Annotated in this window: 29 protein-coding genes and 1 tRNA gene; 23 read left to right on the top strand and 7 right to left on the bottom strand. The window is 60.2% G+C overall.

All coding sequences use genetic code 11. The annotated features are described in order from the left end of the window. Positions 1-132: 132 nt before the first annotated feature. Both rplM and rpsI read left to right on the top strand, forming a co-directional pair. On the top strand, positions 133-597 hold the full coding sequence (rplM, locus tag AB4Z13_RS07180; protein ID WP_007819858.1) for a 50S ribosomal protein L13: 465 nt from the start codon (positions 133-135) through the stop codon (positions 595-597). Positions 598-599: 2 nt separating this feature from the next. Further along, positions 600-1,073 carry a 30S ribosomal protein S9 gene (gene rpsI / locus AB4Z13_RS07175; protein WP_007819867.1) on the top strand — a complete coding sequence of 158 codons (474 nt, stop codon included), beginning with the start codon at positions 600-602 and terminating at the stop codon, positions 1,071-1,073. Positions 1,074-1,127: 54 nt separating this feature from the next. Here the strand turns inward: rpsI and AB4Z13_RS07170 are convergent, their stop codons facing one another. Next, positions 1,128-1,505, bottom strand: a complete 378-nt coding sequence (locus tag AB4Z13_RS07170) for a VOC family protein (protein ID WP_439014655.1) — start codon at positions 1,503-1,505, stop codon at positions 1,128-1,130. A gap of 280 nt (positions 1,506-1,785) precedes the next feature. On the opposite strand from AB4Z13_RS07170, the gene cml reads away from it, so the two are divergent. The 9 genes from cml (at position 1,786) to ubiA (ending at position 10,723) form a co-directional block, all read left to right on the top strand. Further along, positions 1,786-2,973, top strand: coding sequence for a CmlA/FloR family chloramphenicol efflux MFS transporter (gene cml, locus AB4Z13_RS07165; RefSeq protein ID WP_439014654.1), 1,188 nt, complete (start codon positions 1,786-1,788; stop codon positions 2,971-2,973). A 91-nt stretch (positions 2,974-3,064) separates the two neighbouring features. Beyond that, positions 3,065-3,433 (top strand): antibiotic biosynthesis monooxygenase family protein, encoded by a 369-nt coding sequence (locus tag AB4Z13_RS07160; RefSeq protein ID WP_310382935.1) that lies wholly within the window; start codon positions 3,065-3,067, stop codon positions 3,431-3,433. Continuing rightward, the gene (speB, locus tag AB4Z13_RS07155) at positions 3,423-4,376 is read left to right on the top strand and encodes an agmatinase (protein ID WP_037096181.1); all 954 of its coding nucleotides are present in this window, start codon (positions 3,423-3,425) and stop codon (positions 4,374-4,376) included. Before AB4Z13_RS07160 ends, speB begins: the two co-directional genes overlap by 11 nt. Before the next feature lie 80 nt (positions 4,377-4,456). After that, the gene (argC, locus tag AB4Z13_RS07150) at positions 4,457-5,380 is read left to right on the top strand and encodes an N-acetyl-gamma-glutamyl-phosphate reductase (RefSeq protein ID WP_310382933.1); all 924 of its coding nucleotides are present in this window, start codon (positions 4,457-4,459) and stop codon (positions 5,378-5,380) included. Between the two features lie 103 nt (positions 5,381-5,483). After that, positions 5,484-6,257, top strand: coding sequence for a sulfite exporter TauE/SafE family protein (locus AB4Z13_RS07145; RefSeq protein WP_439014653.1), 774 nt, complete (start codon positions 5,484-5,486; stop codon positions 6,255-6,257). A gap of 62 nt (positions 6,258-6,319) precedes the next feature. After that, positions 6,320-7,084: a bestrophin-like domain gene (locus AB4Z13_RS07140; RefSeq protein WP_439014652.1), complete on the top strand. Its 765-nt coding sequence runs from the start codon at positions 6,320-6,322 to the stop codon at positions 7,082-7,084. A gap of 221 nt (positions 7,085-7,305) precedes the next feature. Then, on the top strand, positions 7,306-9,126 hold the full coding sequence (locus AB4Z13_RS07135; RefSeq protein WP_442205946.1) for an ABC transporter ATP-binding protein: 1,821 nt from the start codon (positions 7,306-7,308) through the stop codon (positions 9,124-9,126). Positions 9,127-9,330: 204 nt separating this feature from the next. Then, the gene (locus AB4Z13_RS07130) at positions 9,331-9,684 is read left to right on the top strand and encodes a VOC family protein (RefSeq protein WP_310382929.1); all 354 of its coding nucleotides are present in this window, start codon (positions 9,331-9,333) and stop codon (positions 9,682-9,684) included. Between the two features lie 124 nt (positions 9,685-9,808). After that, positions 9,809-10,723, top strand: a complete 915-nt coding sequence (ubiA, locus tag AB4Z13_RS07125) for a 4-hydroxybenzoate octaprenyltransferase (protein WP_439014650.1) — start codon at positions 9,809-9,811, stop codon at positions 10,721-10,723. Positions 10,724-11,040: 317 nt separating this feature from the next. Here ubiA and AB4Z13_RS07120 read toward each other — a convergent pair whose 3' ends face one another. Further along, positions 11,041-12,144: a COX15/CtaA family protein gene (locus tag AB4Z13_RS07120; RefSeq protein WP_442205945.1), complete on the bottom strand. Its 1,104-nt coding sequence runs from the start codon at positions 12,142-12,144 to the stop codon at positions 11,041-11,043. 115 nt (positions 12,145-12,259) lie between these two features. On the opposite strand from AB4Z13_RS07120, the gene AB4Z13_RS07115 reads away from it, so the two are divergent. Together AB4Z13_RS07115 and AB4Z13_RS07110 are read left to right on the top strand one after the other, a co-directional pair. Further along, positions 12,260-12,469, top strand: coding sequence for a DUF2842 domain-containing protein (locus AB4Z13_RS07115; protein ID WP_037071678.1), 210 nt, complete (start codon positions 12,260-12,262; stop codon positions 12,467-12,469). Between the two features lie 125 nt (positions 12,470-12,594). Further along, positions 12,595-13,830: a GNAT family N-acetyltransferase gene (locus tag AB4Z13_RS07110; protein WP_439014648.1), complete on the top strand. Its 1,236-nt coding sequence runs from the start codon at positions 12,595-12,597 to the stop codon at positions 13,828-13,830. 65 nt (positions 13,831-13,895) lie between these two features. Here the strand turns inward: AB4Z13_RS07110 and AB4Z13_RS07105 are convergent, their stop codons facing one another. Next, positions 13,896-16,046: a GumC family protein gene (locus tag AB4Z13_RS07105; protein ID WP_439014647.1), complete on the bottom strand. Its 2,151-nt coding sequence runs from the start codon at positions 16,044-16,046 to the stop codon at positions 13,896-13,898. Positions 16,047-16,233: 187 nt separating this feature from the next. On the opposite strand from AB4Z13_RS07105, the gene AB4Z13_RS07100 reads away from it, so the two are divergent. From AB4Z13_RS07100 to AB4Z13_RS07075, 6 genes are all read left to right on the top strand, one after another. Then, positions 16,234-16,809: a polysaccharide biosynthesis/export family protein gene (locus AB4Z13_RS07100; RefSeq protein ID WP_007819909.1), complete on the top strand. Its 576-nt coding sequence runs from the start codon at positions 16,234-16,236 to the stop codon at positions 16,807-16,809. A 3-nt stretch (positions 16,810-16,812) separates the two neighbouring features. Then, on the top strand, positions 16,813-17,982 hold the full coding sequence (locus tag AB4Z13_RS07095; protein ID WP_007819912.1) for a glycosyltransferase family 4 protein: 1,170 nt from the start codon (positions 16,813-16,815) through the stop codon (positions 17,980-17,982). 55 nt (positions 17,983-18,037) lie between these two features. Next, the gene (locus tag AB4Z13_RS07090) at positions 18,038-19,600 is read left to right on the top strand and encodes an undecaprenyl-phosphate glucose phosphotransferase (protein ID WP_439014646.1); all 1,563 of its coding nucleotides are present in this window, start codon (positions 18,038-18,040) and stop codon (positions 19,598-19,600) included. Further along, positions 19,597-20,871: an O-antigen ligase family protein gene (locus tag AB4Z13_RS07085; protein ID WP_439014645.1), complete on the top strand. Its 1,275-nt coding sequence runs from the start codon at positions 19,597-19,599 to the stop codon at positions 20,869-20,871. Before AB4Z13_RS07090 ends, AB4Z13_RS07085 begins: the two co-directional genes overlap by 4 nt. Continuing rightward, positions 20,868-21,161 (top strand): helix-turn-helix domain-containing protein, encoded by a 294-nt coding sequence (locus AB4Z13_RS07080; protein WP_113325260.1) that lies wholly within the window; start codon positions 20,868-20,870, stop codon positions 21,159-21,161. The genes AB4Z13_RS07085 and AB4Z13_RS07080 overlap by 4 nt, the downstream gene beginning before the upstream one ends. A 62-nt stretch (positions 21,162-21,223) precedes the next feature. Further along, positions 21,224-21,373 (top strand): hypothetical protein, encoded by a 150-nt coding sequence (locus AB4Z13_RS07075; protein ID WP_310382923.1) that lies wholly within the window; start codon positions 21,224-21,226, stop codon positions 21,371-21,373. 48 nt (positions 21,374-21,421) lie between these two features. Here the strand turns inward: AB4Z13_RS07075 and AB4Z13_RS07070 are convergent, their stop codons facing one another. Further along, positions 21,422-21,634 (bottom strand): hypothetical protein, encoded by a 213-nt coding sequence (locus tag AB4Z13_RS07070; protein ID WP_037096147.1) that lies wholly within the window; start codon positions 21,632-21,634, stop codon positions 21,422-21,424. Between the two features lie 187 nt (positions 21,635-21,821). On the opposite strand from AB4Z13_RS07070, the gene AB4Z13_RS07065 reads away from it, so the two are divergent. Beyond that, positions 21,822-22,055, top strand: coding sequence for a DUF982 domain-containing protein (locus tag AB4Z13_RS07065; protein ID WP_439014644.1), 234 nt, complete (start codon positions 21,822-21,824; stop codon positions 22,053-22,055). Positions 22,056-22,082: 27 nt separating this feature from the next. On the opposite strand, the gene AB4Z13_RS07060 is transcribed toward AB4Z13_RS07065, so the two are convergent. Beyond that, complete coding sequence (locus AB4Z13_RS07060; protein ID WP_439014643.1) at positions 22,083-22,304, bottom strand: hypothetical protein; 222 nt, start codon at positions 22,302-22,304, stop codon at positions 22,083-22,085. Between the two features lie 524 nt (positions 22,305-22,828). Here AB4Z13_RS07060 and AB4Z13_RS07055 point away from each other — a divergent pair. Beyond that, positions 22,829-22,905: transfer RNA gene (locus AB4Z13_RS07055), tRNA-Pro, on the top strand. A gap of 62 nt (positions 22,906-22,967) precedes the next feature. On the opposite strand, the gene AB4Z13_RS07050 is transcribed toward AB4Z13_RS07055, so the two are convergent. Then, on the bottom strand, positions 22,968-23,210 hold the full coding sequence (locus AB4Z13_RS07050) for a hypothetical protein (protein WP_439014576.1): 243 nt from the start codon (positions 23,208-23,210) through the stop codon (positions 22,968-22,970). Between the two features lie 46 nt (positions 23,211-23,256). Here AB4Z13_RS07050 and AB4Z13_RS07045 point away from each other — a divergent pair, with 46 nt between their 5' ends. Continuing rightward, the gene (locus AB4Z13_RS07045) at positions 23,257-23,568 is read left to right on the top strand and encodes a hypothetical protein (RefSeq protein ID WP_439014575.1); all 312 of its coding nucleotides are present in this window, start codon (positions 23,257-23,259) and stop codon (positions 23,566-23,568) included. Between the two features lie 206 nt (positions 23,569-23,774). Further along, positions 23,775-24,407: an outer membrane protein gene (locus AB4Z13_RS07040; RefSeq protein ID WP_442205944.1), complete on the top strand. Its 633-nt coding sequence runs from the start codon at positions 23,775-23,777 to the stop codon at positions 24,405-24,407. Between the two features lie 137 nt (positions 24,408-24,544). Here the strand turns inward: AB4Z13_RS07040 and AB4Z13_RS07035 are convergent, their stop codons facing one another. After that, the gene (locus AB4Z13_RS07035) at positions 24,545-25,213 is read right to left on the bottom strand and encodes an HAD family hydrolase (RefSeq protein ID WP_405049716.1); all 669 of its coding nucleotides are present in this window, start codon (positions 25,211-25,213) and stop codon (positions 24,545-24,547) included. Between the last annotated feature and the right edge of the window lie 98 nt (positions 25,214-25,311).

Raw genomic sequence — 25,311 nt, 5'->3', positions numbered from 1 at the left:
TCGCTATAAGCCGCGCCGGAAATGCAGCCTTTGCGGGCTGCTTTCTTTTTGGTCTGTCTTACGGCCGACCAACCAAGCAACAAGAAACGCCCCTCGCCTTCGGGCATGGGGATCCAAGAGAGAGTAACAATTATGGCAACCTTCTCCCAGAAGCCTGCAGAGGTGGAGAAGAAGTGGGTCGTCATCGACGCCGAAGGGCTCGTCGTTGGCCGTCTCGCTTCCGTTATCGCTATGCGTCTGCGCGGCAAGCACAAGGCAACTTTCACGCCTCACGTTGACGACGGCGACAACGTTATCGTCATCAACGCCGACAAGGTCGTTTTCACCGGCAAGAAGTATTCCGACAAGGTTTACTACTGGCACACCGGTTATGCCGGCGGTATCAAGGAGCGTACGGCTCGCCAGATCATCGAAGGCCGCTTCCCGGAGCGTGTCCTCGAGAAGGCTGTTGAGCGCATGGTTCCCCGCGGCCCGCTCGGCCGTCGCCAGATGAAGAACCTGCGCGTCTACTCCGGCCCGAACCATCCCCACGAAGCCCAGCAGCCGTCCGTCCTCGACGTCGCCTCGCTGAACAAGAAGAACGTAAGGAGCGCCTGATAGTGGCTGACCTCTCTTCCCTGAAGGATCTCGGCACGTCGTCTGAAGTAGCTGCTGCTGCTCCGGCTCACGTCCGCAAGGTCGACTCGCTTGGCCGCTCCTACGCGACCGGTAAGCGCAAGAATGCTGTTGCCCGCGTCTGGGTCAAGCCGGGCTCCGGCAAGATCATCGTCAACGGCAAGGAATTTGCGGAATACTTCGCTCGTCCGGTTCTGCAGATGATCCTGCGCCAGCCGATCGTTGCTGCTGCCCGCGACGGCCAGTTCGACATCGTAGCAACCGTTGCCGGCGGCGGTCTTTCCGGCCAGGCCGGTGCCGTTCGCCACGGTCTTTCGAAGGCCCTCACCTACTTCGAACCGGGCCTGCGCTCGGTGCTGAAGAAGGGTGGCTTCCTGACCCGCGACAGCCGCGTCGTCGAACGTAAGAAGTACGGTAAGGCCAAGGCCCGCCGTTCGTTCCAGTTCTCGAAGCGCTAATCGCTTTCGGACATGCTTTCATGGAAAGGCCGGGTTTTCGCCCGGCCTTTTCGTTTATTCGGGCTTGTTGAAGAAAGCCTCAAGCCGATATCCATCAGGATCGATGATAAAGGCGGCATAATAGAACTGGCTGTAGTCGGGACGGATGCCCGGCGCACCATTGTCCTCTCCGCCATTGGCAAGTGCTGCGGCATAAAAGGCATTGACGGCCTCCTCACTCGTGGCGACGAAGCAGAAATGCAGTCCAGAGCCGCGATCGGCCGGCACCGGGCGCTCTACTTCACTCACCCAGAAGGCAGGCCTCTCGGCGCCGTATCCCATCGTTCCGTCGAAATTCGACAGACGCTCATAGCCGAGCGGCGCAAGTACCGCATCGTAAAACTGGCGCGATCTATCGAGGCTTTTTACCCCGATTGAAATGTGGTCGAACATTGCCCGTGGCTCCTTCCTGGTTCCGTCGGCGCAGCTTCTTGGAAGCGGTTTGCGAAGTCAACGCGCCACACTCACCTATTGTCGCCGGTACTGCCGGCTGCTAAAGCCGCATCAGGTTTCAAATCGGACAAGACAGGACCTCACATGGGAGCCACCCCGTCCGCAGACAGATAGGCCGCAGCAACCTTTTGAAGTTGTTGCGGCATCTGTCCGATCAATCCAGACTGCGATGAGAAGGCAGATCGCCGACGGATGAACTCATTCGAGCGGATGAATACCTATGCCTTCCCAAAACAGGAACTGGACTTGCTCCCTGCCGGCAGCGCTGCTGCTTCTGGCGCCCTTCGATATCCTGGCCTCGCTTGCCATGGATATCTATCTCCCCGTCGTCCCGACGATGCCTGAAGCACTCGGCACATCGGCGACAGTCGTTCAACTGACGCTCAGCCTCTACATGCTGATCCTCGGCGCCGGACAGATGCTCTTCGGCCCTCTGTCTGACCGGATCGGCCGCCGCCCGGTGCTGCTTGGCGGCGCGCTGCTGTTTGCGGCCTCTTCGCTGCTGCTCGCAGCCACGTCGTCGGCCGCACTGTTCGTCGTGCTGCGTCTGCTGCAGGCGGCCGGCGCGTCGGCAGCACTTGTGGCGACCTTTGCAACGGTTCGCGATGTCTATGCCGTAAGGCCGGAAGGCGCCGTCATCTACAGCCTGCTTGGCGCGATCCTCTCCTTCGTGCCGGCGCTCGGACCGATCGCCGGTGCATTGATTGCCGATCATGCCGGGTGGCGTGCCATCTTCCTGCTGCTCGGCGGACTGATGCTTGCGGCAACCCTCAATGCATTTAGAGGCTGGCACGAAACGAGACCTGCGGCGGCGGCCAATGTCACGATCAGCATGCGCGCGATCCTGACGAATGCGCATTTCTGGACCTACACGATTGGCTTCAGCGCGGCGATGGGAGCCTTCTTCGTGTTCTTTTCCACTGCACCTCGTGTGCTGATCGATCATGCCGGCTTTTCCGGTCTCGCCTTCAGCCTTTCCTTCGCAACGGCCGCAGCGGTGATGATCATGTCCGCACGCTTCGCCGGCCGCTTCGTCGCGCGATGGGGAATGGCCGGCAGCCTTGCCCGCGGCATGGGCCTGCTTCTTGTGGGCGCATTGCTCCTCGGTCTCGGTGACGTGTTGCTTGCTCCCTCATTCGCCAGCTTCGTCCTGCCGATGTGGGTGATTGCCGTCGGCATCGTGCTGACGACCGCAGTCACAGCGAACGGTGCGCTGGCGGCCTTTGGCCAAACAGCCGGAACGGCGGTTGCGCTCTATTTCTGCATCGAAAGCCTGATCGTCGGCTGCGTCGGTACGCTCTTCGTGCTGCTATTGGATGGCAATACGGCATGGCCGCTCGCCGGCTATTGCGCGTTGATGGGTATCGTCACTCTACTTGCGTTGCGCCATATCCGCGCTCACTGCTGAGATCAAAGGGCGGCGGAGAAGATCCGCCGCCTTAGCTTGAAATCTGTCGGAAGCTCGCCTACCCCTTCCTATAGAGACAAGGAATCCGAGCATGTCCTCCACCCAGCCCTCGCCCTTCGCCACCACGCCCGAACCGCCCTATTACGTCGTGACCTTCTCCTCTGTTCGTACCGAGGGCGACAATGGTTACGGCGCGATGGCCGACCGGATGGCGGAACTGGCGCTGCAGCAGCCGGGCTGTCTCGGGGCCGAAAGCGCGCGGGATGCCGATGGCTTCGGCATCACCAATTCCTACTGGGCCGACGAGGAAAGCCTGAAGGCGTGGAAACAGGTGGCAAACCATCTTGCCGCCCAGCAGCTCGGCCGCAAGCGCTGGTACAAGCAATATAAGGTTCGCATTGCGCGGGTAGAACGCGCTTACGAATTTACCGCAGAGGAAGGAGCCTCCCATGGCGAATAAGACCATCGACCATGCCTTCACGGCACAGAGCCTGACATCGGCTGCCTCCGACCCGACCTTTGCCGGCGCGCTTTCCTTCATGCGCCGCCGCTTCACCAAGGATCTGACAGGAGCCGATGCCGTCGTATGGGGCATTCCTTTCGATGCCGCGACCTCCAACCGGCCGGGCACGCGTTTCGGGCCGCAGGCGATCCGCCGGGCTTCCGCAATCTTCGACAATGATCCGCAATATCCGTTCCAGCGCGATCTCTTCGCCGAGATGGCCGTCATCGACTACGGCGACTGCCTGCTCGACTACGGCAACCATCAGGACACGCCCGCAGCCATCGAGCGGCAGGCGAGCGCCATTCTCGACAGCGGCGCCTTCCTGCTGACCCTCGGCGGCGACCACTATGTCACCTGGCCGCTCTTGAAGGCGCATGTCGATCGCCACGGCCCGCTGGCGCTCGTGCAGTTCGACGCGCATCAGGACACCTGGCTGGACGACGAGCGCCGCATCGACCACGGCTCCTTCGTGGCCCGTGCGGTCCGCGCCGGTCTCATCGATCCTGACCGCTCGATCCAGATCGGCATCCGCACTCATGCGCCAGAGGATTTCGGTATCCATCTTCTCTACGGCCATCAGGTCGAGGAAATGAGTGCGACGGACATCGCATCGATGATCATCGCGCATACGAAGGGTTCGCCTGCCTACCTGACCTTCGATATCGACTGCCTGGACCCGGCCTTTGCGCCCGGCACCGGCACCCCGGTCGCCGGCGGTCCTTCCAGTGCGAAGATCCTCTCCGTGCTGCAGCGACTGAAGCAACTCGACATCCGCGGCGCCGACGTCGTCGAAGTCTCTCCGCCCTATGACCATGCCGACATCACCGCCATTGCGGGGGCGACGGTCGCAATGTATATGCTGGGCCTCCACGCCGAACGGCGCGCGACGGCAGGATGACTGCTGTTATCAAATTGATTCAACTTCATGGCAAACTGATTCCGGAAACAACCAGAACTCACTGAAAGTGCAGGATAATCATGGCAGCAAAGATCTTCATCGATGGCGAGGCTGGAACGACGGGTCTGCAGATCCGCGAGCGTCTGGCGGAGCGCCGCGATCTTGAGCTGCTGTCTATCCCGACCGAAAGCCGGAAGGACAAGGCGGTGCGTGCTGCACTGCTCAACGAGGCCGATATTGCCATACTCTGCCTGCCTGACGATGCGGCCAAGGAAAGCGTCAGCCTGATCGAGAACGACGGTACGAAGGTTATCGACGCTTCTACGGCGCATCGCGTCGCCGAAGGCTGGGCCTATGGCTTTCCGGAAATGAGCAAGGAGCAGGCCGGCGCCATCGCCTCGGCCAAGCGCGTCGCCAATCCCGGCTGCTGGCCGCAAGGCCCGATCGCCACGCTGCGCCCGCTGATCGAAGCCGGCCTCGTACCGGCCGATTTCCCGGTCACGGTCAACGGCATTTCCGGTTACACCGGCGGCGGCCGCACGATGATCGAGGATTATGTCGCCAAGGGCGAGGATGCGCCTGAATACATGCCCTATGGGCTGAGTTTCAAGCACAAGCACCTGCCAGAGCTGCAGCGCTACGCCAAGCTTGGACGCGTGCCCTTCTTCCAACCAGTCGTCGGCAATTTCGCGCAGGGCATGGTCGTGACCGTGCCGCTGCAGCTCTCGCATCTGCCCAAGGTGCCGAAGGGTGCTGACCTGCATGCCGCGATCGCCGACTATTATGCCGGCATCAAGGGTTTCGTCGAGGTCGCTCCCTTAGAGGTATCGGAGCGCACGCCGGAACTCAACCCGGAAATCTACAACAACACCAACCGCATGCGCCTGCACGTCTTTGCCAATGACGATATCGCGCAGGCGCTGCTCGTCGCCGTCTATGACAATCTCGGCAAGGGCGCTTCGGGCGCCGCCGTGCAGAACATGGACCTGATGCTTGGCGTATAACGCCCAGCAATTGCCTGTTATCAGGCGCCTGCGTTAAGACAGGGCCTTCCGCCCTGTCTCTTCCCGAGATACGGAGCCCCGATCGATGACGCTGTAAGCGCTGATGGCCGGCCTGCGCGCCTGGTTTGATGCCGCTCTCCCCGATCACGGCATCTCCTCGCTGATCATATTTGCTTTCGTCGCCGGGCTCGCTCGCGGCTTCTCCGGTTTCGGCGCAGCACTCATCTTCATTCCGCTTGCCGGCGCCGTCATCGGGCCGAAGCTCACCTCCCCTGTGCTGCTCGTCATCGACGGGCTTGCGACGCTCGGCATGATCCCCGCCGCATGGCGCGGGGCGGACAGGCGCGAGGTCTTCACGATGGCAGCAGGTGCCGCCCTCGGTGTTCCGGCCGGAACGGCGGTTTTGGCGCTTATGGACCCGCTTTTGTTGCGCTGGATCATCTCGGCGATCGCCATCTGCCTATTGGTGCTGCTTGTCTCCGGCTGGCGCTATCATGGCAAGCCGGTCGCTCCGCTCAGCGCGGCGATCGGCCTCATTGCCGGTCTCTTCAGCGGCGCGGCACAGCTCGGCGGGCCGCCTGTCGTCGCCTACTGGCTCGGTGGCAAGAGCAATTTCACGCGCGTGCGCTCGAACGTCATCCTCTACTTCTCGATCTCCACCGTCTTCAGCTTCGTGGGCTATTATTTCGGCGGGCTGTTCGTCTCCACGGTCTTCGCGCTCACCATCGTCACGCTGCCCGCCTATGCCGTCGGCCTCTGGGGCGGCTCAAAGCTCTTCGGCCTCGCCAAGGAGAGCACCTTCCGCATGACCTGCTACATCCTGATCGCGGCCTCGGCGATCGGTGGCATGCCTGTCTTCGACAGTCTGCTTCGTTAGTCCCCGACACGATTGCCCGCCTGCTATGAAAGCCTTACACTCCCCCATGTGAGGGGAGCTAAATGGCGTCGGTTCTGATCGGCATTGCCATCATTGGAGGCACGACCGCAACGGTGCTTGCGGCCTATTATTTCATGCATCTGCTCATGGGCGGTGACCCGGGCGGGCGCGACAGGGAGCTGGCAAGTTCAGTCATCACCCGCATCGCCAGCCTGCATGCCCTCATCCTCGCTCTCGTTTTTGCGCAGGAAATGATCGAATACCAGGCGCTGCGAACGGAAAGCGCGGTGGAAAGCAATGCGGTCGGCGATGTCTTCTATGATGCCGAGCGCTATGGCCCGGAGGCGCAGGCGCCAATCCAGAAAGCCCTGAAAGATTATGTGCGCATCGTCATCGAGCAGGAATGGAACGAACTCGGGCGAACCGGCGAACTCTCTTCGGCGGCCTGGGATCAATGGAACAACGCCTATCTGAAAATTCTCGAACTGGCTCCCGTCAGTGCCAAACAGCAGAGCCTGCGCGGCCACATGCTCGATGAAATCCATACGATCTCGGAATCCCGAGACCGGCGGGAAAACAGCGGTACCGATTCCATCAGCCTGATCTTCTGGTTTGCGGCGGTTTCGGGGGTGATCTTTACCGCCATCGGTTACTACCCTTATCCGCCTGATGGCCGCAACCTGCTGCTATTATCGATCTTCGGTGTTTTTACCGGCATCATCCTCTTCTTCATCTACGCCTTCTCCAATCCCTACAGTCCGCCCGCCACGCTATTTCCAACAGCTTTCGAGCGCTTGCAGGAGGAAATCAGCGGGCCGGATCCGTAAGTGGAAATGGCCCGAAGACCTCGCCCAAGCCTATTGCCGTCATGCGCCAAAGCAAAAGACTGTCGCTTTTCGCTGCGTTTTGCGGTAAAAGCGGCACGCTGTCAGCAAGGCCGTGCTGCTTGAACGGCGCGCAGCCCCTGTTTCACGCCGATGGGAGGCACTCATGAAAACGATCCTGAGCAACCAGAAGAACAAGATCAACACTCAGGATATCCGTCTTCATGTCCAGTTTGCTTTCACGCGCGAGGAAAAACCCGCCGCGTCTTAACCGCAGCTTCTCAACAGCATCGCAATCCCACGACAGGCGCCGGCTGCGCCTGCGCAAGTTCCTGTCCTACTTCCGGCCGCATCTTCCGCTGCTCATGGCCGATACTGCCTGTGCCGTCGTCGTTGCTGCTGCCGCAGTAGCGTTGCCGCTCTGCGCCAACATCGTCATGAGCCATCTCATCGGGCTCGCCGATTCGGCTTCGGCCTATTGGCAGATCCTCGGCATGGGCGGCGTCATGCTGGCCATCGTGGCAGCCGAGACAGGTGCGATCTTCTTCGTCGATTATCGCGGCCATATGATGGGTGCGCATATCGAGGCGCATATCCGGCAGGAACTGTTCGACCACTGCCAGAAACTCTCCTTCGGCTTCTACGACCGGCACCGCACCGGCCAATTGATGAGCCGCATCGTTGGCGATTCGTTCTGGCTGGGAGAACTTTTCCATCACGGGCCGGAAGACCTTCTGATCGCTATTCTCAAATATAGCGGGGCGATGGCAGTCCTGTTCTTCATCGACCCGCAACTGGCATTTCTGATCCTCCTGCTGACGCCTTTTGCCGTGGCTTATGCGCTGCACTTCAACAGGCGCATGAACCGTGCCCTCGAGGCGAGCAAGCAGGAAATCGCCGCCGTCAACGAAAGGGTCGAGGATGCGCTGGCCGGCATCCGCGTCGTCCAGTCCTTCGCCAACGAGGATCTGGAGCGGAAACGCTTTGCCGCCCTGAACAGGCGCTTCCTCGAAAGTCGCGCCGATGGCTACCGCAGCGAAGCCTGGTTTTCCGCTGGTGCCGAGACCTTCGCCCAGATCATTACGCTTCTGGTCGTCATCCTCGGCGGATTGCGCATCCTTGCGGCGGAACTCACCATTGCCGATCTCCTGACCTTCCTGCTCTGCGTCGGCGTCCTCGTCGATCCGGTCAAGCGGATGGCCAACCTCGCCCGGCTCTGGCAGGAGGGCTATACGGGCTTCGTGCGGGCCATGGAGATACTGGAGATCGACCCAGACGTCGTGGATCGACCTTCGGCTCATGCGTTGCATACCCCGAAGGGAGAGATCCGGCTCTCGAATGTCGATTTCAGCTATGAGGACGGAGCGGACGTGCTCAGCAACCTGTCGCTGACCATCCGCCCCGGCGAATTCGTGGCACTCGTCGGCCCCTCCGGCGTGGGGAAAAGCACGCTCTGCGCGCTGCTGCCCCGCTTCTATGATGTCACCGGCGGCTCGATCGAAGTCGATGGCACCGATATCCGTGATGTGACGCTCGCCTCGCTGCGCCGGCACCTCGGCGTGGTGCAGCAGGATGTCTATCTCTTCGCCGGAACTGTGGCGGAAAACCTGCGTTACGGCCGACCGGATGCGACAGACGAAGAGGTGGAGGCCGCAGCCCGTGCTGCCCATGCGCATGATTTCATCATGGCGTTGCCGCAGGGCTATCAGACCGATATCGGCCAGCGCGGCGTGAAGCTGTCTGGCGGGCAGCGCCAGCGGCTGACAATCGCTCGCGCCTTCCTCAAGAACCCTGCCATCCTCATTTTCGATGAGGCGACGAGCGCGCTCGACAATGAAAGCGAGCGGGCCGTGCAGAAGGCCTTCCTGACGCTCGCCAAGGGACGCACGACGTTGGTGATCGCCCATCGCCTTTCGACGATCCGCCACGCCGACCGCATTCTGGTGCTCACCGGCGACGGTATCGTCGAAGAAGGCAATCATGACAGGCTGATGGAGAGCGGCGGCATTTATGCCAATCTCTATGGGCTGCAGGCGAGCATCTGAGGTCCTGGGATTATGAGATGCGGAACAGTTCGGCAGACAGGGCCTGAACTGTTCCGCAGATCGACCAAGTGCTATTTCTCTTCACGCCTACAGCATCGGCCCGAAAATCGGAACGATTTTCGGAAAGCCTGATGCGTAGATTCCAAGAGTTAGAGCGTCCTTAGTGCGTCCGAATGGACGCACGGCGCTCTAGGGAGGAACACCATGACAGTGCTGCGCATCGTTCCGAATATCGCCGCCGCTTCCATCGAAGACGTGCGCAATTTCTATTCCGGGCTGTTCGATCTCGACATCGTCATGGATCATGGCTGGATCGTCACCCTTGCATCCGACAGGCGCGCAATCACCCAGATCGGTATTGCAACGGAGGGTGGATCGGGAACCGCAGTGCCCGACATTTCGATCGAGGTCGATGATGTGGACGAGGTCCATCAGCGCGCTGTGACGGGTGGGCATCGGATCGTCTACGGGCCAGCCGACGAGCCCTGGGGCGTACGGCGTTTCTATATTCGCGACCCCACCGGCAAGCTGCTGAATATCCTCTCTCACGCAGGCTAAATGGGTTTGCCTGAGACGGGACGATCATTGCAATGCCACCGAAAGCCTCTATTCTGCGACAGCCAATCCAAGGCACGAAATAACTGCTTTCATTGAGAATTTTCGAAAATATCCGGATCACGCCATGAACACATTAAACCGCCCGGACTTGAGCGATATTCATCAGGGTGACTGGGTGGACCGGCTGTTGCCGGGCGCATGGCGACCTTACACAAGGCTCGCGCGGCTCGATCGTCCAGTCGGAATATGGCTGACGCTGTTTCCATGCTGGGCGGCGCTGTTTCAGGCCGCCCATGGCCTGCCCGATATCCGGCAGCTAGCCGTCTTCACGCTTGGCGCCCTGCTGATGCGAAGCGCCGGCTCCACGATCAACGATATCGCGGACCGGAAATTTGACGGCCATGTCGAGCGAACCCGTTTTCGGCCTCTGGCGAGCGGGCAGATCGGCGTCAGTCAGGCGTTGACCTTTCTGGCCGTCGAGCTCGCCTTGGCGGCGTCTCTCCTGTTGTTTCTGACACCCTATACGCGGCTGGTCGCCCTCTGCGTTCTGCCGCTTGTGTTCGTCTATCCGCTCTGCAAACGCTTCACCCATTGGCCGCAGGCGGTGCTCGGCGCAGCGTTCAACTGGGGCATGCTCATGGCCTGGGCCGAAATTGCCGGCCATATTCCGGCCGGAGCCGTGCTTATGTGGGCTGGAGCCATCGCGTGGCAGATTGGCTACGATACCGTCTATGCCTATGTCGACGTGAAGGACGACAGAAGCCTCGGCCTGAAATCTACTGCGATCCTGTTCGGTCGGCATGGCAAGCTCATGATTGACCTGTTCTACGCTTTGACGATCGCCGCATGGTCGCTCGGCGGCTGGCTGTCGGGCATGTCCTTGCCTTATGCGTTCGGAATGCTCGTGATTGCCGCACACCTTGCCTCGCAGACCTGGCGCATCGATCTCGCCCGTCCTGAGGTGAACTACCGCCTGTTCCTGGCAAACATTCTGACCGGGCTATTACTGGCGGCCTCTGCGCTCACCGGAACTTGGTGAGCCCTATTGGCTCAATAAGAGCAGGGCCGATTATCGCTGGGACGGAAACCGCCGGCGCAGGCCGGATTCAGGGACGTATCCTCGCCATAATCATATCTCCCCGTCGATGTACAGCCCGAGGCGATTGCGGAAAGCGTGATCAGAGCGCCGGCCATTACGAATGTACGAAATCTGTTCATGTGAACATCCCCCTTCATAGGATCGCCCATGCGCCAAGCCGACAATCTAGCATGTCACGGCAAATCCATGCGAGGAGCATCGCATTGATCCCATTCACTCTTCCGCGAGCCAGGGGATAAGGACGTCTCTATTCCTGCTCAGTCGCGCTCGGCGATAACAGTTGCGCGGGGATATTCGCCGTAATAGCCGCGCCAGTTGGCGACCGCAAAACCGAATACCACCAACGCACCTGCCTGATGCAACAGGGCCCAATGCAACGGCACCTCGAGCAGCAGCGTGGTGATGCCGATTGCCGCCTGGATCGTGACGAGCACGAAGAGCACCACGGCGCGGCGTGCATGGGTGGTCGAGGCAGCCGCGCGCAGCGTGATCACCATGTTGATGAGGGCCAGGGCGAACAGCGTGTAGGCGCCGAAGCGGTGGATGAACTGCACCGTCTTCGGGTTCTCGAAGAGGTTGATCCAGAAGGGCTGCTGGATGAAGAGATCGCCGGGCACGACGGCGCCGTCCATCAGCGGCCAGGTATTGTAGGCAAAGCCGGCATCGAGGCCGGCGACCAGTGCGCCGAGATAGATCTGGAAGAGGGAGAAGATGGCGATCGCTGCCGCCCAGCGGTGGGAATTCTTCGTCGGGGCAGCATCATCGGAATGCGGCGAAAGCCCGCGCATGATCCACATGCAGGAGGCAAATATCAGGCAGGCCATGACGAGATGGGTGGCAAGCCGGTACTGGCTGACATCCGTGCGCACAGACAGGCCGGAGGAGACCATCCACCAGCCGATGAAGCCCTGCAGGCCACCCAGCGCCAGGATGCCGGCAAGCGGCCAGCGCAGGCGCTTCTCGATCCTGCCCGTCACCCAGAAAAAGACCAGCGGCAGCGCGAAGATCACGCCGATGCCGCGCGCAATCAGCCGGTGCGCCCATTCCCACCAGAAGATGCTCTTGAACTGATCGACCGTCATGTCGCTGTTCAGCTGCTGGAACTCGGGAATGCGCTGGTAGAGCTTGAATTCCTCTTCCCATTCGGCGGCATTCAGCGGCGGGATGACGCCGTGGATCGGCTTCCATTCGGTGATGGAAAGGCCGGAATTGGTGAGCCGCGTGGCACCCCCCACAAGCACGAGACAGAAGAGCGCCAAAAGCACGAAACCCAGCCAGATGCGCACGGCGCGGCGATTGTTATCCTGCCTGCGCACTTCAGTGCGGATCGCCTGCTCCGGGCTCAAGTTCGCGACGGCCATGATGTCTCCTTTTATCCGGCAGTTGATTTGCCCCAGCGGCTGATGCAAAACAAGCCCCGAACCTTTGCGGCATGCCGTCGCGCCGGCTCAGTCCCATCCGTTCGAAAGTTATACGATGCCCGTCCGCCTTCGCAAATTCATCGGCACGATCCTGATCATCATCCTCGTGCTTTTCTATGCGATCGTGGCGAATACGATCGCGGTCGCGACGCTCGGCAATGCGCCCTGGTGGGGGCATCTCCTTTACTTCGCGCTCACCGGCCTGCTCTGGGTGCTGCCGGCGATGGTCATCATCAAGTGGATGGCCGGTCCGAGACAGCGGTAGGGGCCGATTAACGACGGAATAACCCTGATTTGTGGAAATCCTCACTGAGGGGCGGCGGTTAAACCAAATATACGTCTGGCCGCCTTACCTTCCTCTGCAGCAATCTCTCGATCGGAGAAAGATACGTGCAGACGCAGAGGCTCGATGCTCCTGAACAAAAGTTCGACGCTGTGGCGCAAGCTGAAGCCGGCATTTCCCGGCTGCGGCAACTCAGCGTGAAACTTGCCATGGCCGAACTCGATATCCAGCTTTTCGACAGGATGGAGCCCCTGGAAGAGGAATGGCGCGCGCTGGAGCGTGACAACCTTTCCTCGCTGCACCAGAGCTATGATTGGTGTGCCGCCTGGGTGGCGGCTTTCCGCCGTCCGCTCGCCATCCTGCGTGGCAGCAGCGGCAACCGCACCGCCTTCATCCTGCCGGTGGAAATTGTCGCTTCACGCGGCATGCGGATCGCCAAATTCATCGGCGCCGACCACAGCAACATCAATACCGGCCTGTTCTCACAGGACTTTGCCGCAGACAGCGATACGGTAGACAGCCATCATCTTGCTGCCCGCCTTCGTGCAGCACTCGCCGGCAAGGCCGATCTGCTTCTTCTGCAAAATATTCCACTGGAATGGCGCAGCCGTCGCAACATGCTCTCGGGCCTGCCCATGGTGCAGAACCAGAACCACGCCTATCAGCTTCCGCTCTTCGATACGTTCGAGAAGACGCTGCAGCAGTTGAACGCCAAGAGCAGGCGCAAGAAATTCCGCGCGCAGAGCCGGCGGCTGGAGGCGGTTGGCGGCTTCGACTATATCGCGCCTGAAGCATCCTCGGAGCAACACGAACTGCTCGACATGTTCTTCCGTCTGAAAAGCGCCCGCTTCGCCTCGCTCGGCCTGCCCGATGTCTTTGCGGATGCGGAAACCAAGGCCTTCCTGCACGGCCTGATCGACAAGCGGAATGGCGACAATTTCGGCCTGCAGATGCGCGTCCTGCGCCTGAAGGGCGACTATGAGGGACGCATCGCCGCGCTGTCGGGGATTTCCCGCAAGGGCGACCACGTCATCTGCCAGTTCGGCGCGATCGACGAGGATCTGGTTGCGGATGCAAGCCCCGGCGAATTCCTCTTCTGGCAGATGATATCAGGTCTGCACGGCCAGGGAGTTGCGCTCTTCGATTTCGGTCTCGGCGACCAGACCTACAAGCGCTCCTGGGCGCCAGTCGAAACTGACCATTACGATGTGGTCCTGCCAATCTCCGGCATCGGCATCGCAGCCGGCACGGCGCACCGGGCAATCACTCGTGGCAAGGCCTTCATCAAGGCCCGCCCTGGCCTTTATAAATTCGCCCAAAATATCCGTGCCAAGGTCGGGTAAGCATGTCGCGCAAAAGTGTGCAGCGGTTTTGCGACAATGACATGCGTAAAACAAAGATTTAAAGATCAGGCGGCGTGACGCGCGGGGCTGCGCATGGCAGCCTCTTCGCCACCCGACATCAGGACGACGCGCTCGTAGCCGGCGCTCTGGAAATCCTGCATCATGCCGACGAAAGTAGCCTCGTCGATCTCGGGCAGCGACAGGATGATCTCGATTTCCTTGCTGCGCGTCAGCCGCGAAACACCGGCGACATCGGCCGCGCCACATTCGACAATGACGATATCATAGGCCGAAGTCAGAGCATCGAGCAGTAGCGAAAGCCTGTCGACGCCCCGCATGGCGTGGCGCACATCGCTCACACCCTGCGGGATCAGATGTGCATCGGACATACGGTCGCCATGGATCGTCTCGCCGAAGGCGGCCTCACCGCAGAGAAGATCGGTGACGCCCAGTGCCTCTTGGTTCTCGGCCATCAGTTCGCTTGGATAGCCGGAGCCGGTCATGTCGATCACGATTACGCGGCGTCCGGTATCGGCGAGCACGCGCGCCAGGGCAACGGTCGCGGCCGAACCATTGTCACCAGTCGGAGATATGGATACGGCAAGCGGAGCGCGGCAGTCGGTGAGATAACGCGCGACTGACGAAACGGAGAATTCGTTGTCGTCGGCAGGCGCTTCCCCTACCAGCTCGGCTTCCGGCTCCTCATCCTCATCAATGGCAGCCGTCAGCATGCTCGGTTTGGCGACCTTCAAGGCGGGAACGGGTGCTGCGTCGCCCTGCCCTTCTTCCTCGACCCTGTCCTCGACATCGGGGGCTTCCACCGGGCGCAGCGCACGGCCGCTGAAGAGTTCGGAGAGCATGATGACAATCGCGCTCATGATGAGTGTTGCGACTGCGGCAACGACGACGATCGGCACGACCTTCGGGAAATAGGGATCGACCTGCTCGATCGCCTTCGAAACAATGCGGGCGTCCGCAGGACTGGAATTCCGGTCGGCGCGGGAAGCGGCCTCGCGGTAGCGGACGAGGTAGGTTTCGAGAAGCTGGCGCTGGGCATTCGCCTCCCGCTCCAGTGCGTTGAGACCCACTCCGTCCTCACCTGCTCTGGCGCTGTTGGCCTGCAGCGTATCGGACTGCTGTTCCAATTCCTGTTCGCGCAGATCGGCAACCTTCGTCTCGTTCTCGATGCTGGCAAGGATCTTCTGCGTTTCCTGGCGGATTTGCACGCGGATATCGGCAAGCTGAGCGCGCAGGCTCTTCAGCCGCGGGTGGTTGTTCAGCAGGCTCGTCTGCAGGTCGGAGATCTGCGATTGGAGGCCGGATTCCGTCGCCTTCAGCCGCTGGATCGCCTGCGACGACATAATATCACTTAGCGTGTCTGAGGCTTCGCCCGAAGAGAGCGCGTTGCGCACGGCCTGCGCCCTCGCCTCGGCATTCGCCTTGTCGGTGCGCACGCGGGTCAGCTCGACGGAGATGTCGTTGAGCTGCTGCGCGGTAAACGTCGTGGTGCCGTTGGTCTGCAGCAGGCCATGGGTGGTGCGGTAATCGGCGACCTTCTTCTCGGCCTCGCTCACCTTCTGGCGCATGCTGTCGATCTCCGGCTCGAGCCAGCGCGTGGCTTCGGTGTTGGAGTCGAGCTTGGCGCCACTCTGGATAGCCAGGTAGACCTGCGCCATGGCATTCGGAATGCTGGCGGCGAGTTTTGGATCCTTGGAGGTGAAGGTGATGCCGATGACGCGCGAGCCCGGCACCTGATAGACTTGCAGGCGCTGAGTGAAGGCGTCGATAACGCGCTCTTCCGGCGGATTTTCCAGCGGGTTTTTCTTCAGGTGCAGCGCCACGAGGATATCGGTGAGCGCAGAGCCGTTCGCAGCCGCATCGAATTCCGGCAGATTATAGAGCTTCAGATTGTTGATGACCTGCTTGATAAGGTCCGCCGACTGCAGGATCTGCACCTGGCTCGCGATATTCAACTCGTCGAGCAGTGGCCCGGCACTGGCGTCGTTTGTCTGGGTATTGGCGAATGCGGGAGCGCGCGGCTCGATAAGGAGACGCGTCTCGCTGCGATATTGCGGTGAAACTATCTTGGCGCCGGCAAAAGCGACAGCCGCACCCAATGCGGTGATCGTCAATATTCTCAGACGACGGGCCCAGACCGCGCGCACAAGCTGGCCGAGGTCGATGTCCACATCCTGATCACTCGCTACGCGGGACATACTCATTACTCCAATACGAACTGCCCCAAGCGTAAACGACCATGGTAACTCAACGGTTAATGGCAATTCCCTCGCAAACAAGACGCTCCTGATAAAGGAATTGCGGAAATCGGCGGATTTTTTACCGGGCATTAACCCTAATAGATCGATAACGGCTCGACCGATTTATCTTCCTGTGAGCAAGCGGATGCCCTTCGTCCAGCCCAAGACCTTGATGGCTATGAGCCTTGTCGCCATGATGGCTGCACTGGCGGGCTGCACGACCTATCGGCCGGCGCCGAAGGCCTTCAACCAGGCGACGATCCAGCCCTATTCGCTCGATAGCGGCGACCGCCTGCGCATCACCGTCTTCGATCAGGCAACGCTGACCAATACCTATACGGTGGATCAGGCCGGTTACATCGCGTTCCCCCTTATCGGCCAGGTCCCTGCCCGCGGCCGCACCCTGCAGCAGCTTTCCGGCCAGATCGCGCAGAAGCTGCAGCAGGGATATCTTCGCGATCCTGATGTCACGATCGATGTCGACCGCTATCGCTCCGTCTACATCATGGGCGAAGTCGGCCAGCCCGGCCAATATGCCTATGTTCCCGGCATGACCGTGCAGAACGCCATCGCAGTTGCCGGCGGCTTCACCAGCCGCGCCAACCAGAGCATGGTCGACGTCACGCGCAAGATCAACGGACAGGTGCTGACGGGCCGCGTCAATATTTCCGGCCCGATCATCGCCGGTGACACGATCTATGTTCGTGAACGGCTCTTCTAGCTTATGGAAGAACAAAGGCCCCTCCGCATTCTTCACTGCTTCCGGTCGCCGGTCGGCGGAATTTTCCGCCATGTCCGCGACCTGGTGGAGGAACACAGCCGGGCGGGCCACGAAATCGGCATCATCTGCGACAGCTCGACCGGCGGCGAATATGAAGACCGTCTCTTCGACGATATCCGTCCTTATCTTTCGCTCGGCCTGACGCGTATTCCGATACGGCGCTCCATCAGCCCGGCTGATGCCATGGTACTCTGGAACACATTCAAGGAAATCAGGAGTTTGCGGCCGGATGTGCTGCACGGACACGGCGCCAAGGGCGGTGTGCTTGCGCGACTTGCCGGCTCAGCCTTGCGGGTCAATAGGTATCGCGTAGCCCGCCTCTATACCGCGCATGGCGGAAGCCTGCATTATTCCCGCGCCTCCATGCTCGGCCAGTTCGTGCTGCGCATGGAGCGGCTGCAGGAATATTTTACCGATGCGCTCGTCTTCATCTGCGAATATGAACGCCAGACCTATGCGACCAAGGTGGGGCGGCCGCGGGTCACCAACCGTCTGATCTATAACGGCATCGGCGCGCGGGACTTTTCAGACATCCCGACCCGCTCCGATGCCGTGCACTTCATTTATGTCGGCATGCTGCGCGACCTCAAAGGCCCGGATCTCTTCATCGATGCCTTCGCCAAGACCGAGCGCCTGCTCGGCCGACCGCTTTCGGCGCTGATGATCGGCGACGGGCCGGAACGCGACCGTTATCGCGAGATGATGGTGGAGCGCGGCCTCGGCAAGCGCATCGGCATGCTGCCGGCCATGCGCGTGAAGGATGCCTTCTCCATGGCGCAGAACCTCGTCGTTCCCTCCCGCGCCGAAGCCATGCCCTATATCGTTCTGGAGGGCCTCGGCGCCGGCAAGACCGTCATCGCGTCGCGCGTCGGCGGTATTCCCGAGGTGCTCGGTGCCGATAGTCCCGCACTGGTGGCACCGGGAGATTCCGACGATCTGGCGCGGGTGATGGCGGAAGCACTGACGGTACCCGGCTGGCACGACAAGGTCATGCCCTCTCCCGACACGGTCAAATCGGTCTTTTCCGCGTCGGTCATGGCGCGCGAAGTGCTGAAACTCTACGGCGAACTCGTCAATCCCGCTGCGGCACAGGCGATCCCGGCCGCCTCGTAAATGTTTCTTAGGGGCTTTCTGTTATCCCGCTCACATCAACGAGCGATGAAGCCCCATGAACAAGCTGGAAAAGAGCGGACAGTTCGACGTCGAAGCCCTGCGCAAGCAGGTCTCCGATACGGAGACGCGCAACGACGCCTCCAGACATGCTGCCGGCGAGACGCCTGGTATCAATCCCTATGCACGTCAGATCGCCGAACAGTTCCGAGACGGAACCTATTCGCCGACGATCATCATCGGCCAGTTGCGGCTGCTGGAATTCCTGACACAGTTCGTCATCGGCCTTGCCGCCTTCTATTTCGCGCCTGGCGACGGCAGCGACAGCATACTGATGCGGGCCGTCATGGCGGCAATCGTTTCGGCGTTGACCGTCGTAGCGCTTCAGCTTGCCGATACCTATTCCATTCCGGCTCTCAGAGCTCGCGTCCGGTATCTGCCGCGTGCCTTCGCAGCATTCGCCATCATCTTCGTGCTGACAACAGGCGCTTTCTCGCTTCTGCGCGGTCTCAGCGCTGCAACCGCGGAATCCTACGGCATCTGGTTTATTGCAGGAGCGCTCTTTCTGGTTATCGAGCGTTTCCTCGTGGCACAGGGCATGCGCAACTGGGCGCGCAACGGTATCATGGAGCGCCGCGCCGTCATCGTCGGCGGCGGCGAGCCGGCCAAGGAACTGATCCGTATGCTGGAGCAGCAGGCGGATAACGACATCCGTGTCTGCGGCATCTTCGACGACCGTGGTGAGAAGCGCTCTCCGATCATGGTCGCCGGCTATCCGAAGCTCGGCACGGTGAGCGAACTCGTCGAATTCGTGCGGATGACGCGCATCGATATGCTGATCATCGCACTGCCGCTTTCTGCCGAAGCGCGCATCTTCGAACTTTTGAAAAAGCTCTGGGTGCTGCCAGTCGACATCCGCCTTGCCGCACATGCCAATCGCCTGCGTTTCCGCCCGCGTGCCTATTCGCATGTCGGCGCGGTGCCGATGCTCGACATCTTCAAGAAGCCGATCCGCGACTGGGATTCCGTTGCCAAACGCGCTTTCGACATCTTCTTCACCATCATCGCACTCTGCCTGCTCTGGCCCGTCATGGTCGCGACGGCGATTGCCGTGAAGGCGACGTCGGAAGGACCTGTTTTCTTCAAGCAGAAGCGCCATGGCTTCAACAATGAAGTCATCAATGTTTTCAAATTCCGCTCCATGTACACCAACATGAGCGATCCGACGGCGAAGGCCGCCGTCACCAAGGGCGATCCGCGCGTCACCCGTGTCGGCCGCTTCATCCGCAAGACCTCGATCGACGAGCTACCACAGCTCTTCAACGTGCTGAAAGGCGAGCTTTCGCTGGTAGGCCCGCGTCCGCACGCCGTGCTCGCCCAGGCGCACGACCGCGCTTTCGCCGATATCGTCGACGGCTATTTTGCCCGCCACCGCGTCAAGCCCGGCGTTACCGGCTGGGCGCAGATCAATGGTTGGCGCGGCGAAGTCGACAATGACGAGAAGATCAAGTTCCGCACGGCTTACGACCTTTACTACATCGAGAACTGGTCGCTCTGGTTCGACCTCAAGATCCTGTTCCTGACGCCGATCCGGCTGCTCAACACGGAAAACGCCTATTGAGCGCGATCGACGCCTCCCCTGCGCGCGTGGCCCAGCCGCAACGGCTGACGCTCCGCCTCATCGGTTCGGCGGCGGTCGCTTTCGGGGTTTTTCTTTCCGGCTTCGTCATCGACGAGCCCGCGCCTTATGAATTGTGGATGGCAGGGCTGATCGGCCTGTGGTTCATACTCGGCCTAAAGATATCCCGCACCACCGCGCCGTTGCTGACGCTGCTGCTGACCTTCAACATTGGCGGCATGCTGTCGCTCACCCAGATGCGGGATCTGGCGACCGGCCCGATGTATATCGCCGTCTCGACGTTCCTGGCGCTGACCTCCATCTTCTATGCCGCGATCATCGAGGACAGCCACAAGCGGCTGCCGCTGATCTTCAATGCCTGGAGCTTTGCGGCTGTTATCACCTCCCTGCTCGGTATCCTTGGCTATTTCCACGCCTTTCCCGGCTCGGAAGTCTTCACGCTTTACGACCGCGCCAAGGGCGCCTTCCAGGATCCGAACGTTTTCGGCCCCTTCCTCGTGCCGCCGGCGCTTTACCTCGTGCACGGCATTCTCGCCGGAAATCTCAAGACGTCACCGATCAAGGCGGGAGCACTGCTCATCCTGGCGCTAGGCATCTTCCTCTCTTTCTCACGCGCCGCCTGGGGTCTCTTCGCCTTTGCCGTGGTGGTGCTGATCTTCATCATGCTCTTGAAGGAGCGCAGCGGCGCCTTCCGGCTCAGGGTGCTGATCCTGTCGCTAGGCGCGATCATCCTGATGGTGGCCTCGCTGCTGGTCGCGCTGCAGGTTCCCAAGGTCAGCGAGCTCTTCTCCGCCCGCGCCCAGCTCGTGCAGCAATATGACGGTGAGCATCTCGGCCGCTTCGACCGCCATCGCATCGGCTTCCAGATGATGATGGAACGGCCGCTCGGCATCGGGCCGCTGGTCTTCGGCACCATGTTTCCAGAAGACGAGCACAATATCTGGCTGAAGTCGCTGACCACCTACGGCTGGCTGGGTTTCATCAGCTATGTCGGCATGCTGTGCTGGACGCTCTATCTCGGCTTCCGCAACATGCTGCTCGACCGGCCATGGCAGCCTTTCCTTATGGTCGCGTGGATCTCCGTTCTCGGCCATGCGGCGATCGGCAACGTCATCGATATCGACCACTGGCGCCACGTTTACTTGCTGTTCGGCATCGTGTGGGGCTGCGCGGCGCTGGAAGTTCGCCACAAGCGCTCGACCCGCTCACAAACACTTGAGAAGTTCCGCAAAGGCGCTAGATTTCAGGCATGATTACAGGGACACAGATACGCGGCGCACGCGCCATGATCGGCATGAGCATCGAGGAACTCGCAGCTCATGCCGGACTTTCCGTCGAAACAGTCCAGGCGCTGGAAAATGGCGAATGGGCCGGCGAGACGCGCGCCACGATCGACGTGCGCAACACGCTGGAAGCCCACGGTATCATCTTCATCGCCAGCGGCAATCAGGATGAGGGCGGCCCCGGCATACGCATGCGCGCCCGCAGCTCCAACGATGACGGCATCCGGCCGGAAAATCTCAACGCTGCGAACGACGATTGACGGAACCAAGCGCCATCTCAGGCGTTTGGCCTGTCCTGTCAATGTGTTGGGGGTAGCCTATCTTGAATCGCAATAGCGGTCTTTATCTTGTCATCGGCGCGCTCGTCGTCGTGGTCGTCGGCCTCGGCGCCTACATCTTCCATGAGGAGAGCAAGCCTGAGGGCATCGAGATGAGCATCGGAAAGAACGGTGTCTCGATCGAGCAGAACTGAGCTTAGAGCCCTTTCTGCTCAGCGCAAAGCACTCTGGATCGGGGAGCTTTAGAGATAGGTCTTGGCGAGAATGGTCAGCTTGCCGCTGTCCTTCACGCCTTGCTTGTAAAGCTGAATGATGGCTGCGCCGATCCTGTCGGCCTCCGGCGTGCGGGGGGCGATGCCGCTGTCATCGCAAATCTGGCTCAGAACCTGCGACAGCAGGTCGATATCTTCCGAAAAGAGCGGTAGATCCTGGGGATGAACTGACGATTTCAACATCGCGCCGCATTTCCCTCAGAGGGCAATAACGCATCGTTCTGCGCAGCCGACGCCCTCCCTGCCAGCCATGTTCTTATTATGCGCGTGGCCCAAAACTTTAGCAACTGCGCAAATCAAAATCGTCGGGAACAATCTCTTGTCTCGCGCGTTACAGGGCCGTTTGGAATTCATATGGAATGAGAGAGCCGTGAGCGAAAAACGCTTCCCCTCGCCCGTGAGGGTCAAATCTCCAAGCAGCAGCTTCATCGTTTCAACTGCCTGGGAAGCTGTCGAATATCTCAAGCGCTGGCCGGCCAAGCGCGGCCGCGAATATCGCATAGCACTCCAGCACTGCCTCGACGCAACGGACGGGCTGAGAAGCCCGCGCGCGGCACAGGTGTCTTTCGCGATGGCTGCCAGGACAGCTGGGCTGCTGCTATGAGGATTGATAGGCCGGTCAGAATTCAGCTCAGAATTTCAGCCGGCCGCTCGCCTGATGAAACTGATACTGACTGAAGCCTTCGACAATCACCTTGGCGCCAACCTCGGCGACATGCTCTTCGGCAAGCTCCGCGAGCGCAAGGGCAACATCCCCTTCCGGCCAGCCGGCTTTCACGGCTTCGTCAGCGAGAGCCTTGAATGCAGCGGTAAGGCTCTGCCGGCAATCCTGTGTCTTATTGTCGATCGTCATAAGCCCGAAACTACACTTTTCTACGATTTCTCTTCACTACACCCTCAGCAACAAAATTGCGAATAAATTTCAATTTTCAGATAATCCAAAATTGGGACGATCGCGTAGATCAACTTCAATCATAGGTAGATTTCGTCCCGATATGAAATAAATCCCCCGCTCCACGCGGGGATATTTGACAGAAATATTAAAGAAATAGTTTACCGAAAATTTAGTATATCAAAAATTACAACCTAAACCTCATATTATTCCGGCAAAGGTCGACGCAGCTTGTCGTCGCGTTGCTTATGGGCGGGAGGATTTCCATGCTGCTCCGTCGTATGCAAGGATTTTTGCCGCTTTGCGCGGACTTTTTTCAACAGTCAGCGGCGAGTTGTGTGGCCTCTGGACGGCTCCAGCGAGGCAGGACACAAGCTCCTCAGAAAACATTCCCCAGGACAAGTTCCGTTTTATGATCACGGCGGCATTTTTCCCTTGCGTCCAAAAACCGAAAAGTCTAACAGAAGCAAGCCGTTTCGGCAGGTCGGGGCGTAGCGCAGCCCGGTAGCGCACTTGACTGGGGGTCAAGGGGTCGCTGGTTCGAGTCCAGTCGCCCCGACCATTTAATCCCTTGAAATCTCAGTCTTTCCGCATCTCGCAAGAGTGAGGGCGCGCGGCGCGGCCTCAGCGCGATTCATCCGTCCATATGCGGCGCTCGCCGCGGTAGATGTACCGGCCCGAGCCCTGGCGGGTGTTGTCGCGGTAATAATCGCGACGATTGCGGTTGCGGTCGTCACCGGCGCAACGCTCGGGAAAGCGGCGGCAATCCTGGTAGGTTTGCCGGTCGACACGCGGATTTCTCGGATCGACAGCCATTGCATTACCGGCAACCACTGCTAAAGCTAAGGCAAGAACGATCCTGATCATTTCACTCTCTTCAATTTCCCGCAGACCATTGCCTGGAGTTTACCACATGCTGCCAAGCCGCTCACTTCTCATCGGCATGATCGTGACGCTGGCCTCCTCGCATATCGCATTGGCAGAAAACGTCCGGTTCCGGAACGCCAAGGAAAACGAAATCCGTCAGATGCTGAAAGGCGCCAGCGACTTGCGGAAGGCCTCGAACGGCTATGAATACCGTCCAGGCAATAAGAACGGCTATAAAATTTCAGACGGTCAGATCTGCGTTCTTTTCCCCAACAAGCAGACTGACTGCATTTCAATCAAGACGGACGGCAACGTACTGCAGATGCTCGACAACAAGGGCAATCGCATCAAGCTCTAAGCCTTGCCGGCTTCTGCTCTGCCGATTGACCATCCAGTCGGGCCGTAACCCCCTCCCGGAACCTTTACCCAAAAACCGCGTTGGAAACCATGATTTTGCGGGTCGCTTGCCCGTAGCCGCGATGTGCCATGCGTCGATGCGGTTTCTGTCCGAGGCAGTCGGATCTCAACGAGTTTTCGGCCGGCTCTTGCCGGCAGGGGGAAATCATGAAACGTCATCTCGTATCGGCCGCAGTCGCCAGCTTCCTCGTCACCGGCCTCGTTGCCGGCTCGGCCATGGCGGCTGATGCCATCGAAGAGGTGCCGGCCGCACCGGCAGCCGAGATCGCGCCAGTCTTCACATGGACGGGCGTCTACGTCGGTGTCGGTGGCGGGCCAACCTGGGCCAATGGCGATTTCGACGTCTTTTCCGAAGACATGAATGGTGGCCTGATCACTGGCTTCGTCGGCTATAACTGGCAGCTCGACAACAATTTTGTCTTCGGTATCGAAGGTGACGTTTCCTATAACTGGGACAAGGCCGATGTCGGCCCGTTTGAAGTCGGCCTCGAAACTGCCGGCTCCGTCCGAGCCCGGCTCGGCTATGCGATCGATCGCGCTCTGATCTATGGCGCGGCAGGCTGGACGGGTGCGCAGGCCCATATCGACGGCCCCGCCGGCAACGACAGGGATACGCTATCAGGCTGGACGATCGGCGCGGGCGTCGACTACGCCTTCACCAATAACGTCTTCGGCCGGCTGGAATATCGCTACAATGATTACGGCAGCGCCGATCTTCTCGGGCTCGACGGCGACATCGACCAGCATGTCGTGATGATCGGCGTGGGCTATAAATTCTGAAGCCCTCTGCCTTCAAGACTATTCAGGCTGCCAGACTAAAGCACGTCGCGATCTTTCAGATTCGCTTGTCGCGCTTTAGGTTCTTGTTTTCGCATGTCGCTATCGCAAAACCGCTGCACACTTTTGCGCGACACGCTTTAAGCGGCTGAGAGCGCGAGCTTACCATCCGCCGCCACATGCGGTTGCCATGCGGCATAGTTGGCGATGGTGAAATGCGGTGTCTCGAAGGGCGTCGCATGGGTTTCGGTGATGACAGTGACATCGGCTCCGGCACCCTCGCCGGCGAGAATGCCTGCAACCGCATCCTCGAATACCAGGCAGCGGGTGGGATCGACGCCAAGGCGGCTCGCGCCGAGCAGATAGCATTCCGGGCTCGGCTTGCCTGACGAGACTTCCTCGCCGCTGACGATCATTTTCGGCATGGGAATGCCTGCCGCCGCCATGCGGCGGACGGCGAGTTCGATCGGCGCCGAAGTGACGATCCCCCAGCGATCCGCGGGCAGTGCATTCAGGAAGCGGATGGAGCCCGGAATCTCGACGATGCCCTCGAAATCCTCCATCTCCTCTTTCAGAAGCAACTTTGCCTCAGCAATCGGATCGACACCGGGAAGGCCGAGTTGGCGAATGGAGTCAGATGCACGAACACCATGGATGGTCTTCAGAAGAACCTCAGGCTCGAAACCATGGCGGAGCCCCCACTCGCTCCAGACGCGCTCGACGACGGCGATGGAGTTCAGCACGGTGCCGTCCATATCGAACAGGAAGGCATCGTAGGTCTTGTCGAGAACGCGATGGGAAGTGGACAAAGGAGGGTTCCTTGCGAAGCGGAAAGCCGTCAGGCCTTCCGCGACTAGCCGAGCACAGGAGCGGCGTCAACCTAAAGCATCTCGCGCAAAAGTGTGCA

It is taken from the genome of Rhizobium sp. YAF28 (assembly GCF_052113285.1).
In the GTDB taxonomy this organism is placed as follows: domain Bacteria; phylum Pseudomonadota; class Alphaproteobacteria; order Rhizobiales; family Rhizobiaceae; genus Rhizobium.
This window is presented reverse-complemented; position numbering and strand designations above follow the sequence as displayed.